The organism is Streptomyces nymphaeiformis, from assembly GCF_014203895.1.
GTDB lineage: Bacteria > Actinomycetota > Actinomycetes > Streptomycetales > Streptomycetaceae > Streptomyces > Streptomyces nymphaeiformis.
The window spans coordinates 496997-510327 of sequence record NZ_JACHJY010000001.1 but is presented as its reverse complement, the minus strand read 5'-3'; the positions used below and the strand labels follow the sequence as shown (position 1 = coordinate 510327).

Annotated in this window: 12 protein-coding genes; 4 read left to right on the top strand and 8 right to left on the bottom strand. The window is 71.7% G+C overall.

Translation table 11 applies throughout. The features are described 5' to 3' along the window. Window positions 1-4 precede the first annotated feature (4 nt). The 4 genes from GGE06_RS02170 to hrcA all read right to left on the bottom strand — a co-directional run bounded on the left by GGE06_RS02170 (window position 5) and on the right by hrcA (window position 4174). Entirely contained in the window at window positions 5-748 is a 744-nt protein-coding gene (locus GGE06_RS02170; protein ID WP_116161058.1) for a 16S rRNA (uracil(1498)-N(3))-methyltransferase, read from the bottom strand. Then, window positions 745-1827: a nitronate monooxygenase gene (locus GGE06_RS02165; RefSeq protein ID WP_116161057.1), complete on the bottom strand. Its 1083-nt coding sequence runs from the start codon at window positions 1825-1827 to the stop codon at window positions 745-747. Before GGE06_RS02165 ends, GGE06_RS02170 begins: the two co-directional genes overlap by 4 nt. Before the next feature lie 187 nt (window positions 1828-2014). Further along, on the bottom strand, window positions 2015-3154 hold the full coding sequence (gene dnaJ / locus GGE06_RS02160; RefSeq protein ID WP_093876158.1) for a molecular chaperone DnaJ: 1140 nt from the start codon (window positions 3152-3154) through the stop codon (window positions 2015-2017). Further along, a complete protein-coding gene (gene hrcA / locus GGE06_RS02155; protein WP_116161056.1) occupies window positions 3155-4174 on the bottom strand; it encodes a heat-inducible transcriptional repressor HrcA in 1020 nt (339 codons plus the stop codon). A 148-nt stretch (window positions 4175-4322) separates the two neighbouring features. On the opposite strand from hrcA, the gene GGE06_RS02150 reads away from it, so the two are divergent. Both GGE06_RS02150 and GGE06_RS02145 read left to right on the top strand, forming a co-directional pair. Continuing rightward, the gene (locus GGE06_RS02150) at window positions 4323-5051 is read left to right on the top strand and encodes an MBL fold metallo-hydrolase (RefSeq protein WP_184929894.1); all 729 of its coding nucleotides are present in this window, start codon (window positions 4323-4325) and stop codon (window positions 5049-5051) included. A gap of 60 nt (window positions 5052-5111) precedes the next feature. Further along, entirely contained in the window at window positions 5112-5915 is an 804-nt protein-coding gene (locus tag GGE06_RS02145; protein WP_116161054.1) for a DUF3097 domain-containing protein, read from the top strand. A 151-nt stretch (window positions 5916-6066) separates the two neighbouring features. On the opposite strand, the gene hemW is transcribed toward GGE06_RS02145, so the two are convergent. The 3 genes from hemW to lepA form a co-directional block, all read right to left on the bottom strand. Beyond that, entirely contained in the window at window positions 6067-7299 is a 1233-nt protein-coding gene (gene hemW / locus GGE06_RS02140; RefSeq protein ID WP_184929893.1) for a radical SAM family heme chaperone HemW, read from the bottom strand. Window positions 7300-7347: 48 nt separating this feature from the next. Beyond that, a complete protein-coding gene (locus GGE06_RS02135; RefSeq protein ID WP_184929892.1) occupies window positions 7348-9219 on the bottom strand; it encodes an AMP-dependent synthetase/ligase in 1872 nt (623 codons plus the stop codon). A 168-nt stretch (window positions 9220-9387) separates the two neighbouring features. Then, complete coding sequence (lepA, locus tag GGE06_RS02130; protein ID WP_116161051.1) at window positions 9388-11256, bottom strand: translation elongation factor 4; 1869 nt, start codon at window positions 11254-11256, stop codon at window positions 9388-9390. 185 nt (window positions 11257-11441) lie between these two features. Here lepA and rpsT point away from each other — a divergent pair, with 185 nt between their 5' ends. Then, window positions 11442-11708, top strand: coding sequence for a 30S ribosomal protein S20 (gene rpsT / locus GGE06_RS02125; protein ID WP_093876150.1), 267 nt, complete (start codon window positions 11442-11444; stop codon window positions 11706-11708). 315 nt (window positions 11709-12023) lie between these two features. Here the strand turns inward: rpsT and holA are convergent, their stop codons facing one another. Further along, a complete protein-coding gene (gene holA, locus GGE06_RS02120) occupies window positions 12024-13019 on the bottom strand; it encodes a DNA polymerase III subunit delta (protein WP_116161050.1) in 996 nt (331 codons plus the stop codon). 62 nt (window positions 13020-13081) lie between these two features. Between holA and GGE06_RS02115 the strand changes: the two genes are divergently transcribed. Next, a complete protein-coding gene (locus tag GGE06_RS02115) occupies window positions 13082-13324 on the top strand; it encodes a hypothetical protein (RefSeq protein ID WP_116161049.1) in 243 nt (80 codons plus the stop codon). Window positions 13325-13331: the final 7 nt, after the last annotated feature.

The window sequence follows — 13331 nt, the reverse complement described above, 5'->3', positions numbered from 1 at the left end:
GGCCCTAGCTCCAGCGGCCGGTGCGTCCCAGGACGAGGGCCGTCGCCGCCGTGCCGGCCGTCGACGTGCGCAGGACGCTGCGACCCAGGCGGTACGGCTTCGCGCCGGCGGCCTCGAAGGCGGCGAGCTCGTCCGGGGAGACCCCGCCCTCGGGGCCGACGATCAGCACGATCGAGCCCTTCGCCGGGAGTTCGGCGGTGGCGAGCGTCCCGCTGGGGTGCTCGCGGTCCTCGTGCAGGACGGCGGCGAAGTCGGCGTCCGCGAGGAGCGCGGCGAGCTGCTTGGTCGTCATGAGGTCGGCGACCTCGGGGAAGCGGGTGCGGCGCGACTGCTTGCCGGCCTCGCGCGCGGTGGACCGCCACTTGGCGAGCGCCTTGAGGCCCCGGTCGCCCTTCCACTGGGTGATGCAGCGGGAGGCGGCCCAGGGCACGATCGCGTCCACGCCGGTCTCCGTCATGGTCTCGACCGCGAGTTCGCCCCGGTCGCCCTTGGGGAGGGCCTGGACGACCGTGATGCGCGGCTCCTCCTCGGGGTCCTCGTGGACCTCGTCGACCCGCACGGTGAGCTCGTCCTTGCCCTCGGCGGAGACCACCACGCACTCGGCCCAGCGGCCCCGCCCGTCGGCGAGGACCAGCTCCTCGCCCGCGCGCAGCCGCTTCACGGAGACGGCGTGCCGGCCCTCGGGCCCGTCCAGGAGGAAACTCCCGGCACCGGGGACGGTGTCGACGACGAAGACGGGCGCGGTCATGAAGCACTCCTGTGGGCCAGGCCGGAGAGGGCGGTGTCGAGTTCGGCGGCCAGCACCTCGACCAGCTGCCCGGCGGGGAGTTCGCGGGCGAGGCGGTGGCCCTGGCCGGCCCACAGGGCCATGCCCTGGGCGTCGCCGGCGGTGGCGGCGGCCTTGCGGAGCGGGGCGGTGAGGTGGTGGACCTCGGGGTAGGCGGCGGGGGCGTACGGCCCGTGCTCGCGCACGAAGCGGTTGACGAGGCCGCGCGCCGGGCGCCCGGAGAAGGCCCGGGTGAGGGCGGTCCGGGTGAACAGCGGGTCGGTCAGGGCCCGCTTGTGCAGTGGGTGGGCGCCCGACTCGGGGCAGGGGAGGAAGGCGGTGCCGAGCTGGGCGGCGTCGGCCCCGGCGGCGAGGACGGCGGCGATCTGCGCGCCGCGCATGATCCCTCCGGCGGCGACGATCGGCAGCGCGACGGCCTCGCGGACCTGGGTGACGAGGGTGAGGAGCCCGGTGCCGGGGGCGCCCTCGTCGGCCGGGTCGTCGCGGTACGTGCCCTGGTGGCCGCCGGCCTCGACGCCCTGGACGCAGACGGCGTCGGCGCCGGCCCGCTCCGCGGCGAGGGCCTCGTCGGCGGAGGTGACGGTGACGATCGTGTACGTACCGACGCGGTCGAAGGCGTGGAACGTCTCCTTCGCGGGGCAGCCGAAGGTGAAGGAGACGACGGGGACCGGGTCCTCCAGGAGGATGGCCAGCTTGGCGTCGTAGGCGTCGTCGCGGGAGTCGTCGGTCTCGCCGAGCGGGGTCTCGTACCAGGTGGCCTCGCCCGCGAGCTGGTGCCGGTAGACCTCGACGGCGGCGGGGTCGGCGGGACGGCCGTCCTGCGGCATGAAGAGGTTGACACCGAACGGGCGCGCGGTGAGGGTGCGGACCCGCTTGATCTCCTGGTACAGGCCTCCGGCCGTCTTGTACCCGCCGGCGAGGAAACCGAGGGCCCCGGCCCCGCAGACGGCCCCGACGAGCTCGGGACAGGAGGCACCACCGGCCATGGGGGCCTGCACGATCGGAAACCGAGAGAGATCGTTCAGTGCGGTGGGGGACATATGGGCATCGTGTCATGCCGCGGGGAGGGACATGGAAAGGGGCGGTATCCATGAATGGATACCGCCCCTTTCCACACTCACAGGCCTACCGCCCGTTGAAGGCATCCTTCAGCCGCGAGAACAAGCCCTGCTGCCCCGGCTGACTGTGCTGACCCGGGGGACGACCCCCGGGCCCCCAGCCCGGCGCCTACCGCCCGTTGAAGGCGTCCTTCAGCCGCGAGAACAGGCCCTGCTGCCCCGGCTGGAACTGCCCCGTGGGCCGTTCCTCGCCGCGGAGCTTGGCCAGCTCGCGCAGCAGCCGCTCCTGCTCCGCGTCGAGCTTGCTCGGGGTCGTCACCTCGACGTGCACGATCAGGTCGCCCCGGCCGTTGCCGCGCAGGTGCGTGACGCCGCGCCCGTGCAGCGGGATCGACTGGCCGGACTGCGTGCCCGGGCGGATGTCGATCTCCTCGACGCCGTCGAGGGTCTGCAGCGGCACCTTGGTGCCGAGCGCGCCCGCCGTCATCGGGATGGTGACCGTGCAGTGCAGGTCGTCGCCGCGCCGCTGGAAGACCTCGTGCGGGGTCTCGTGGATCTCGACGTACAGGTCGCCGGCGGGGCCGCCGCCGGGGCCGACCTCGCCCTCGCCCGCGAGCTGGATGCGGGTGCCGTTGTCGACACCGGCCGGGATCTTGACCGTGAGGGTGCGGCGGGACCGCACGCGGCCGTCGCCGGCGCACTCGGGGCACGGCGTCGGGACGACGGTGCCGAAGCCCTGGCACTGCGGGCAGGGGCGCGAGGTCATGACCTGGCCCAGGAAGGACCGGGTGACCTGGGAGACCTCACCGCGGCCGCGGCACATGTCACAGGTCTGCGCCGAGGTGCCGGGCGCGGCGCCCTCACCCGAACAGGTGGTGCAGACGACCGCCGTGTCGACCTGGATGTCCTTGGTGGTGCCGAAGGCCGCCTCGTTGAGGTCGATCTCCAGGCGGATCATGGCGTCCTGGCCACGGCGGGTGCGCGAGCGCGGGCCGCGCTGCGAGGCCGTGCCGAAGAAGGCGTCCATGATGTCGGAGAAGTTGCCGAAGCCGCCCGCCCCGAAGCCGCCGCCCGCGCCACCGCCGCCGGAGGCCGAGAGCGGGTCGCCGCCGAGGTCGTAGACCTGCTTCTTCTGCGGGTCCGAGAGGACCTCGTAGGCGGCGTTGATCTCCTTGAAGCGTTCCTGCGTCTTCGGATCGGGATTGACGTCCGGGTGCAGCTCGCGGGCGAGCCTCCGGAACGCCTTCTTGATCTCGTCCTGGGACGCGTCGCGGCGCACGCCGAGTACGGCGTAGTAGTCCGTGGCCACTTACGACTCCGCCAGGATCTGTCCGACGTAACGTGCCACTGCGCGTACCGCTCCCATCGTTCCGGGGTAGTCCATGCGGGTCGGTCCGACCACGCCGAGTTTGGCGACTGCCTCGCCGCCCGAACCGTAGCCGACCGAGACGACGGACGTGGAGCTCAGCCCCTCGTGGGCGTTCTCGTGCCCGATGCGTACGGTCATGCCCGATTCCTTGGCCTCGCCGAGCAGCTTGAGGAGCACGACCTGCTCCTCGAGGGCTTCCAGGACGGGCCTGATCATCAGGGGGAAGTCGTGTCCGAAGCGGGTGAGATTGGCGGTGCCGCCGATCATCAGCCGCTCCTCGTGCTCCTCGACCAGGGTTTCGAGGAGGGTCGCGAGCACGGTCGAGACCGTGGCGCGGTCCTCGACCTCCTCGAAGGACTCGGGGAGGTCCTGCACCAGCTGCGGCACGTCGGCGAACCGGCGGCCGACGACCCGGCTGTTGAGCCGGGCCCTCAGGTCGGCGAGCGAGGTCTCGCCGAAGGGCGCGGGGCAGTCGACGACCCGCTGCTCGACCCGGCCGGTGTCCGTGATGAGGACGAGCATCAGGCGGGCGGGGGCCAGCGAGAGCAGTTCCACGTGCCGGACGGTCGAGCGGGTCAGCGAGGGGTACTGGACGACCGCGACCTGGCGGGTGAGCTGGGCGAGCAGTCGTACCGTGCGCCCGACGACGTCGTCGAGGTCGACGGCTCCGTCGAGGAAGTTGTGGATGGCCCGCCGCTCCGGGGTCGACAGCGGCTTGACGCCGGCGAGCCGGTCGACGAAGAGCCGGTAGCCCTTGTCGGTGGGGATGCGTCCGGCGCTGGTGTGGGGCTGGGCGATGTACCCCTCCTCCTCCAGCACGGCCATGTCGTTGCGGACGGTGGCGGGCGACACGCCGAGCTTGTGGCGCTCGGTGAGCGCCTTGGAGCCGACGGGCTCCTCCGTCCCGACGTAGTCCTGGACGATGGCGCGCAGGACCTCGAGTCTGCGTTCGCTGAGCATCGTGCGCACCTCCAGCTGTCGTCGTCGTTCCGGTTGCTCCGCTTTTGGCACTCGCCCTGTCCGAGTGCCAGCGATCCCCCGGCCAGTGTACGGCGGCGGGCATCGCTCCTGGCAAGGAGGCGGCGCCCGCACCGGTTAGCGTCGCCCCATGGACGTGGATTGGGAAGCGTACGGATGGGAGCGTCTCGCGGACGGGGTGGGCCGGCGACGGCTGCCCGGCTGGGACGCCACGGTCGGGCTGGTCCTGGGGACACGGGCGGTCCTGATGTACGACACGGGGTCCTCGCTCGCGGAGGGCTCCGAACTGCGCGCACAGGTGAGGGGAATCACGGGCGGCCGCAAGGTGACGCACATCGCACTCAGCCACCCGCACTTCGACCATGTGCTCGGCACGGCGGCGTTCGCCGGGGCGGAGGTCTTCGGCGCGGTGGGCTCGGACGACCTCCTGAGCGGGGCGCGGGCCCGGGAGGAGCTGTACGGGGACGCGGTACGGCAAGGGCTCGACCCGCAGGCGGCGACGGAGGCGACGGACGTCCTGGTGGTCCCCCGGCACCTGGTCACGGGCGAGTGGACGCTCGACCTCGGCGACCGCCAGGTCCTCCTGGCGAACGTGGGGCCCGGCCACACGGGCCACGACCTGGCGCTCTGCGTCCCGGGCGAGCGCGAGATCGTCTTCTGCGGCGACCTGCTGGAGGAGTCGGGCGAGCCGCAGGCGGGCCCGGACGCGATCCCGTCCCGCTGGCCGGACGCCCTGGACCGGCTGCTCGCCCTGGGCGGCGAGGAGGCGGCGTACGTGCCGGGCCACGGGGCTGTGGTGGACGCCACGTTCGTCCGGGCGCAGCGCGGTGAACTGGCACGCCGCTTCGGGGTGTCGTAGCGTCGCCCAAATGCGCGGCTACGACACGGACCTGACGCCGCCTCGGACGAAACAGAGCTCATGCGCAGCTACAACCCGGATCTGACCCCGCCCTGGAAGAAGTCCGCTCCCGTCCCGGAGATCCCGGCCGACCCCGACCTGGTCGTCGAGGAGGTCACCACGGGCTTCTGCGGGGCGGTGATCCGCTGCGAGGCGGGCACGGTGACGCTGGAGGACCGGTTCGGCAAGCACCGGGTCTTCCCGCTGGAACCGCGCGGCTTCCTCCTGGAGGGCAGGGTGGTGACCCTGGTCCGCCCGGTGTCGGGCCCGTCCCGCCCCACCCGTACGGCGTCCGGCTCGATCGCGGTCCCGGGCGCCCGCGCGCGCGTGGCGCGTGCGGGCCGGATCTACGTGGAGGGCCGCCACGACGCCGAGCTCGTCGAACGGGTCTGGGGCGACGACCTGCGCATCGAGGGCGTGGTCGTGGAGTACCTGGAGGGCGTCGACGACCTGCCGTCGATCGTCGCGGAGTTCGCCCCGGGACCGGACGCCCGGCTCGGCGTCCTGGTCGACCACCTGGTCCCGGGCTCGAAGGAGTCGAGGATCGCCGCCCGGGTGACGTCCCCGCACGTCCTGGTCGTCGGCCACCCGTACATCGACGTCTGGGAGGCCGTGAAGCCGTCCTCCCTGGGCATCCCCGCCTGGCCGGCGGTCCCCCGCGGCCAGGACTGGAAGACGGGCGTCTGCCGTGCCCTCGGCTGGCCCTCGGACAACACGGGCGCGGTCTGGCAGGCGATCCTGAAGCGCGTGACGTCCTACAAGGACCTGGAACCGGAGCTCCTGGGTGCCGTGGAGCGGCTGATCGATCACGTGACCGTGCCCTGACCTCGACCTCCTGTCGGCTCGTTGTACGACTGGCGCCCGACCCTTCCCCGCCCTCGGCGAGACGTTCCGTCGATCAGTTCGTCCACGCGGCCGAGCAGGTCCCGCTCCCCGCGACAGCGGGGGTGCAGCCACCGCCGGGCGTCGCCCTTGCTCAGTCCACCAGGTCCCGCACCACCGCGTCGGCGAGCAGCCGTCCCCGCAGCGTCAGGACCGCCCGCCCCGCCTCGTACGGCCCCGCGTCGAGCAGTCCTTCGGTGAGCGCCTTCCGGGCGGCGGCCAGCCCCGCCGGCCTGAGGACCGACAGCTCGACGCCCTCCCGCAGCCGCAGCTCCAGCAGGATCCGCTCGACCCGCCGGTCCTCGTCGGAGAGCAGCTCCCGCCCGGCACCGGGCGACCGGCCCTCCGCCAGCGCCGCCGCGTACGCGCCGGGATGCTTCACGTTCCACCACCGGACCCCGCCCACGTGGCTGTGCGCGCCCGGCCCCGCGCCCCACCAGTCGGCCCCGCGCCAGTACAGCTCGTTGTGGAGGCAGCGCCCGGCCTCGGAGGTGGCCCAGTTGGACACCTCGTACCAGGAGAAGCCCGCCTCCTCGAAGGCCGCGTCGGCGATCAGGTAGCGGTCGGCGTGCACGTCGTCGTCGGTCATGGGCACCTCACCGCGCCGGATGCGCCGGGCGAGCTGCGTGCCCTCCTCGACGATCAGGGCGTAGGCGCTGACGTGGTCGGGCCCGGCGCCGATCGCCGCGTCCAGCGAGGCCCGCCAGTCGTCGTCGGACTCGCCGGGCGTGCCGTAGATGAGGTCGAGGTTGACGTGCTCGAACCCGGCCGCGCGCGCCTCCCCCACGCACGCCTCGGGCCGCCCGGGGGTGTGGGTCCGGTCGAGGATCTTCAGGACGTGCCGGCGGGCGCTCTGCATCCCGAAGGAGATCCGGTTGTAGCCGCCGGCGCGCAGCTCGGCGAGGTACGCCGGGTCGACGGAGTCCGGATTGGCCTCGGTCGTCACCTCGGCGTCGTCGGCGAGCCCGAACTCGTCCCGGACGGCCCCCAGCATCCGCACGAGGTCCCCGGCGGCGAGCAGCGTGGGCGTGCCGCCGCCGACGAAGACGGTCCGGACGGGCCGTGGGTCGTCCCCGAGGACCTTCCGGGCGAGCCGGATCTCCTCGACGACCTGGTCGGCGTAGTTGTCGCGGGAGGCGAGCACGCCGCCCGTACCTCGCAGCTCGCTCGCCGTGTACGTGTTGAAGTCGCAGTAGCCGCAGCGCGTCGCGCAGTACGGCACGTGCAGGTAGAACCCGAGCGGCCGCTCCCCGGCCCCTTCGAGGGCGTGCGGGGGCAGCGCCCCGTCGTCGGGAACGGGCTCACCATCGGGCAGTACGGAAGGCATGAGCCCCATTGTCCCGTACTGCCCGGGGTAGCGGCCCGGCCCCGCGGGTCACGCCTCGCGCGAGCCCGCGTACATCTCCTCGATGAGGTCCTTGTACTCGCGCTCGACGACCGGCCGCTTCAGCTTCAGGGACGGGGTGAGCTCGCCGTGCTCGATGTCGAGGTCGCGCGGGAGCAGGCGGAACTTCTTGATCGTCTGCCAGCGCTGGAGGCCCTCGTTGAGGCAGTCGACGTAGCCCTGGATGAGCTTCTCGGTCCGCGGGTCGGCGACGACCTCCGCGTACGACTTGCCGCCGAGGTCGTGCTCGGCGGCCCAGCCGAGGAGGGCGGGCTCGTCGAGGGCGATGAGGGCGGTGCAGAAGTTCCGGTCGGCGCCGTGGACGAGGATGTTCGAGACGAAGGGGCAGACGGCCTTGAACTGGCCCTCGACCTCGGCCGGCGCGATGTACTTGCCGCCGGACGTCTTGATCAGGTCCTTCTTCCGGTCGGTGATCCGGAGGTAGCCGTCGGCGGACAGTTCGCCGATGTCGCCGGTGTGGAACCAGCCGTCGGACTCCAGGACCTCGGCCGTCTTCTCCGGGAGGCCGTGGTAGCCCTCCATGATGCCGGGGCCGCGCAGCAGGATCTCGCCGTCGTCGGCGATCCGGACCTCGGTGCCGGGGAGCGGCTTGCCGACGGTGCCGGTGCGGTAGGCCTCGCCCGGGTTGACGAAGGAGGCGGCGGAGGACTCGGTCAGGCCGTACCCCTCCAGGATGTGGATGCCGGCGCCGGCGAAGAAGTAGCCGATCTCGGGGGCGAGGGCGGCGGAGCCGGAGATGCAGGCGCGCAGGTTGCCACCGAAGGCCTCGCGGATCTTGCCGTAGACGAGGGCGTCGGCGACCTTGTGCTTCGCGGAGAGGCCGAAGGGCGCGGAGGCGGTGCCGGTGCGGCGGAAGTTGTCCTGGGTGGCCTTGGCGTACTCGCGGGCCACCTCGGCCGCCCACTGGAAGATCTTGTACTTGGCGCCGCCGCCCGCGCGGGCCTTGGCGGCGACCCCGTTGTAGACCTTCTCGAAGATGCGGGGCACGGCCGCCATGTAGGTCGGCTGGACGACCGGCAGGTTCTCGATGATCTTGTCGACGCGGCCGTCGACGGCGGTGACGTGACCGACCTCGATCTGGCCGGAGGTGAGGACCTTGCCGAAGACGTGGGCGAGGGGCAGCCACAGGTACTGGACGTCGTCCTGGGTGACGAGGCCGGTGGCGGCGATGGCCTTCGCCATGTACGACCAGTTGTCGTGCGGGAGGCGGACGCCCTTGGGGCGGCCGGTGGTGCCGGAGGTGTAGATGAGGGTGGCGAGCTGCGTGGAGGTGATCGCGGCGACCCGCTCCTTGACCGCCTCGGGGTGCTCCTCCAGGTGGGCCTTGCCGCGCTTCTCCAGGTCGGCGAGGGAGAGGACGAAGTCCCCGTCGCTCTCCACGTCCGTGGCGTCGATGACGACGACGTGGCGGAGGTTCGGCAGCTCGGCGCGGCGCTCGACGGCCTTGGCCAGCTGGGCCGCGTCCTCGGCGATGAGGACCTTCGACTCGGAGTCGGAGAGGATGAACGCCGACTCCTCGGCGTTGGTCTGCGGGTAGACCGTGGTGGTCGCGGCGCCCGCGCACATCACGCCGAGGTCGGAGAGGATCCACTCGACGCGGGTGGAGGAGGCGAGGGCGACGCGCTCCTCGGCCTGGACGCCGAGGTCGACGAGGCCGGCGGCGATCGCGTAGACCCGCTCGGCGGCCTGTCCCCAGCTGAGCGACTTCCAGTCGTCCGGGCCGGAGGCGGCGGGGACCGGGTAGCGGTAGGCCTCCGCGTCCGGGGTCCGCTCGACGCGCTCAAGGAAGAGGGTCGCCACGGAGGGCGGCCGGTTCTCGATCTGGGTCTGTGTGTCGCTCACGACGTCCTCCGGGCGGCGGCGGTGCCTTCTGGTGGTTCGTAACTAACTGGCGAGTAACCTTCGAGCCGGGATCAGAGTAGAGGCCGGAATGCTGCCACGTAAGGGCCTGTGGATAACGAACAGGCCCACGTGCGCGACGCACGTGGGCCCATTCGGTGCATAACTCAGCTACTTCTTGCCCTTGCCCGAGGACTCGTCGCTCGACAGGACGGCGATGAAGGCCTCCTGCGGCACCTCCACCGAGCCGACCATCTTCATGCGCTTCTTGCCTTCCTTCTGCTTCTCCAGCAGCTTCCGCTTACGGGAGATGTCACCGCCGTAGCACTTGGCGAGGACGTCCTTCCGGATGGCGCGGATGGTCTCGCGGGCGATGACCCGGGAGCCGATGGCGGCCTGGATGGGCACCTCGAAGGCCTGCCGCGGGATGAGCTCGCGCAGCTTGGCGACGAGCCGGACACCGTAGGCGTACGCGGCGTCCTTGTGGGTGACGGCCGAGAAGGCGTCCACCTTGTCGCCGTGCAGCAGGATGTCGACCTTGACCAGGCTGGAGGCCTGCTCGCCGGTGGGCTCGTAGTCGAGGGAGGCGTAACCGCGCGTCTTGGACTTCAGCTGGTCGAAGAAGTCGAAGACGATCTCGGCGAGGGGCAGGGTGTAGCGGATCTCCACCCGGTCCTCGGAGAGGTAGTCCATGCCGATCAGCGTGCCGCGACGGGTCTGGCAGAGCTCCATGATCGCGCCGATGAACTCGCTCGGAGCGAGGATCGTGGCGCGCACGACGGGCTCGAACACGTCGTTGATCTTGCCCTCGGGGAACTCGCTCGGGTTGGTGACGGTGTGCTCGCTGCCGTCCTCCATCACGACCCGGTAGACCACGTTCGGCGCGGTGGCGATGAGGTCGAGCCCGAACTCGCGCTCCAGCCGCTCGCGGATCACGTCGAGGTGGAGGAGGCCCAGGAAGCCGACGCGGAAGCCGAAGCCGAGCGCGGCGGAGGTCTCCGGCTCGTAGACCAGCGCGGCGTCGTTGAGCTGCAGCTTGTCGAGGGCCTCGCGGAGGTCCGGGTACTCCGAGCCGTCGAGCGGGTAGAGGCCCGAGAAGACCATCGGCTTCGGGTCCTTGTAGCCGCCGAGGGCCTCGGTGGCGCCCTGGTGCAGGGAGGTGATCGTGTCACCGACCTTGGACTGGCGGACGTCCTTCACACCGGTGATCAGGTAGCCGACCTCGCCGACGCCGAGGCCGTCGGACGACGTCATCTCCGGCGACGACACACCGATCTCGAGCAGCTCGTGGGTCGCGCCGGTCGACATCATCTTGATGCGCTCGCGCTTGTTGAGCTGGCCGTCGACGACACGGACGTACGTCACGACGCCCCGGTACGAGTCGTACACGGAGTCGAAGATCATCGCGCGGGCCGGAGCGTCGGCGACGCCGACCGGGGCCGGGATGTCCTGCACGACGCGGTCGAGCAGCGCCTCGACGCCCATGCCGGTCTTGGCGGAGACCTTGAGGACGTCCTCCGGCTGGCAGCCGATGAGGTTGGCCAGCTCGTCGGCGAACTTCTCCGGCTGGGCGGCCGGCAGGTCGATCTTGTTGAGGACCGGAACGATCGTGAGGTCGTTCTCCATCGCGAGGTACAGGTTCGCGAGCGTCTGCGCCTCGATGCCCTGCGCGGCGTCGACGAGCAGGATCGTGCCCTCACAGGCCGCGAGCGACCGGGAGACCTCGTACGTGAAGTCGACGTGCCCGGGGGTGTCGATCATGTTCAGGATGTGGGTCTTGCCCCCACCCTGCCCATCGGTGGGCGCCCAGGGCAGCCGGACCGCCTGGGACTTGATCGTGATGCCGCGCTCCCGCTCGATGTCCATCCGGTCGAGATACTGGGCACGCATCTGCCGCTGGTCGACCACACCGGTCAGCTGGAGCATCCGGTCGGCAAGCGTGGACTTGCCGTGGTCGATGTGCGCGATGATGCAGAAGTTGCGGATCAGAGCCGGGTCGGTACGGCTCGGCTCGGGCACGTTGGTAGGAGTCGCGGGCACGCAGGGATCTCGTCTCGGGCGATGTTCAGAACGGATACGTAGACACCATGGTCCCATGCCCGTCGCCCGGCGCCCGGTTTGGGCGGCTCCGAGGGTGGCTGATAGTGTGGACAGCTGTGTCTCGCATGCCCTCTCAGCTGTGAGGCGCATCCAGAAGGAACATCGAACCTGTAAAGGCTCTTTTCGTGGCGAACATCAAGTCCCAGATCAAGCGGAACAAGACGAACGAGAAGGCGCGCCTGCGCAACAAGGCCGTCAAGTCCTCGCTCAAGACCGCGATCCGCAAGGCCCGTGAGGCTGTCGCCGCCGGCGACCTCGAGAAGGCCACCGTTGCCACTCGTGCCGCCTCGCGTCAGCTCGACAAGGCTGTCTCGAAGGGTGTCATCCACAAGAACGCCGCCGCCAACAAGAAGTCGGCGCTGGCCATCAAGGTTGCCTCCCTCCAGGGCTGAGCTCTGATGTGACCGGCTGAACGGGATCCAGCGGGCCCTCTACCCCGCTCCCGCCCGGCCACCCGGACTCGCGCGCGGACGCGTTCGCCACGCGGGCGCGAGCCCACCAGCGACAACGCCGAAGGCCCCGCACCTCCCTTCCCCAGGGAGCGGCGGGGCCTTCGCCGTACCTGCCGGGGAGAGATGAGGGCCCGGGGGTGGGGCCCCCGGAGACGGGACCCGGCCTCAGCCCCCATCAGGGTTTCGGGAAGGGGTGGGGTGGGGGATCCCGCTTGGACAACGGCCACGAGCCGCCCCGCACGACACCCCCCGCCCCTACGCCCCGCCCCGCCGCAGCCGCGCCGCCCGCGCCACCGCGACAACCGCCTTCTCCAGGGCGTACTCCGGATCGTCGCCCCCGCCCTTCACTCCCGCGTCCGCCTCCGCGATCGCCCGCAGGGCCAGCGACACCCCGTCCGGGGTCCAGCCGCGCATCTGCTGACGCACGCGGTCGATCTTCCAGGGCGGCATGCCCAGTTCCCGCGCCAGGTCGGCGGGCCGTCCGCCCCGGGCCGAGGAGAGCTTGCCGATCGCCCGCACCCCCTGGGCCAGCGCACTGGTGATGAGCACGGGCGCGACCCCGGTCGAGAGCGACCAGCGCAGGGCCTCCAGGGCCTCCGCCGCCCGCCCCTCGACGGCGCGGTCCGCGACGTTGAAGGAGGAGGCCTCGGCGCGGCCCGTGTAGTACCGCCCGACGACGGCCTCGTCGATCGTCCCGTCGACGTCGGACGTGAGCTGCGAGACCGCGGACGCGAGCTCCCGCAGATCGCTGCCGATCGCGTCGACGAGCGCCTGGCAGGCCTCGGGCGTGGCGGACCGCCCCACCCTCCGGAACTCCTGCCGGACGAACGTCAGCCGCTCCGCCGGCTTCGTCGTCTTCGGGCAGGCGACCTCCCGCGCCCCCGCCTTGCGCGCCGCGTCGAGCAGCCCCTTGCCCTTGGCGCCGCCGGCGTGGAGCAGGACGAGCGAGATGTCCTCGATCGGATCGTCCAGGTACGCCTTGACGTCCTTGATCGTGTCGGCGGAGAGGTCCTGCGCGTTCCGCACGACCAGCACCTTGCGCTCGGCGAAGAGCGAGGGGCTGGTGAGCTCCGCGAGCGCCCCGGGCTGGAGCTGGTCGGGGGCGAGGTCGCGCACGTCCGTGTCGGCGTCGGCGGCCCGCGCGGCCGCCACCACCTCCTGGACGGCGCGGTCGAGGAGCAGGTCCTCCTGCCCCACGGCGAGCGTCACGGGGCCGAGGAGGTCGTCGGGGGAAGTCTTTCTGGTGGCCATCGCGATCCAGCATCCCACGGGCCACTGACACCGCCGCCCGGCAAGGGGTCGAGAATGGCGGGGTGAGTGAACGACACGTACTGGTACTCCCCGACCGCGACGCCGCCGAGGAGGTCGCCGAGGAGCTCCCCGACCGTTTCGGCCTGGCCGAGGAACCGCAGCTCGTACGGGACGCCCTGGCCGGGGAGGACGACGCCGAGGACGCCCAGTGGCTGGTGGTCGTCGAGGACCCGGACGCCCGCCTCGACCCGGCGGCGCTGGACGCGCTGGCCGCCGAGTACGAGGGCTGGCTGGAAGCCCCGTAGGACAAGG

Bases quoted from the DNA above. Each gene is read 5' to 3' on its own strand.
- GGE06_RS02170 (WP_116161058.1), bottom strand. From the start codon at position 748: ATGACCGCGCCCGTCTTCGTCGTCGACACCGTCCCCGGTGCCGGGAGT.
- GGE06_RS02165 (WP_116161057.1), bottom strand. From the start codon at position 1,827: ATGTCCCCCACCGCACTGAACGATCTCTCTCGGTTTCCGATCGTGCAG.
- hrcA (WP_116161056.1), bottom strand. From the start codon at position 4,174: ATGCTCAGCGAACGCAGACTCGAGGTCCTGCGCGCCATCGTCCAGGAC.
- GGE06_RS02150 (WP_184929894.1), top strand. From the start codon at position 4,323: ATGGACGTGGATTGGGAAGCGTACGGATGGGAGCGTCTCGCGGACGGG.
- GGE06_RS02145 (WP_116161054.1), top strand. From the start codon at position 5,112: ATGCGCAGCTACAACCCGGATCTGACCCCGCCCTGGAAGAAGTCCGCT.
- hemW (WP_184929893.1), bottom strand. From the start codon at position 7,299: ATGCCTTCCGTACTGCCCGATGGTGAGCCCGTTCCCGACGACGGGGCG.
- holA (WP_116161050.1), bottom strand. From the start codon at position 13,019: ATGGCCACCAGAAAGACTTCCCCCGACGACCTCCTCGGCCCCGTGACG.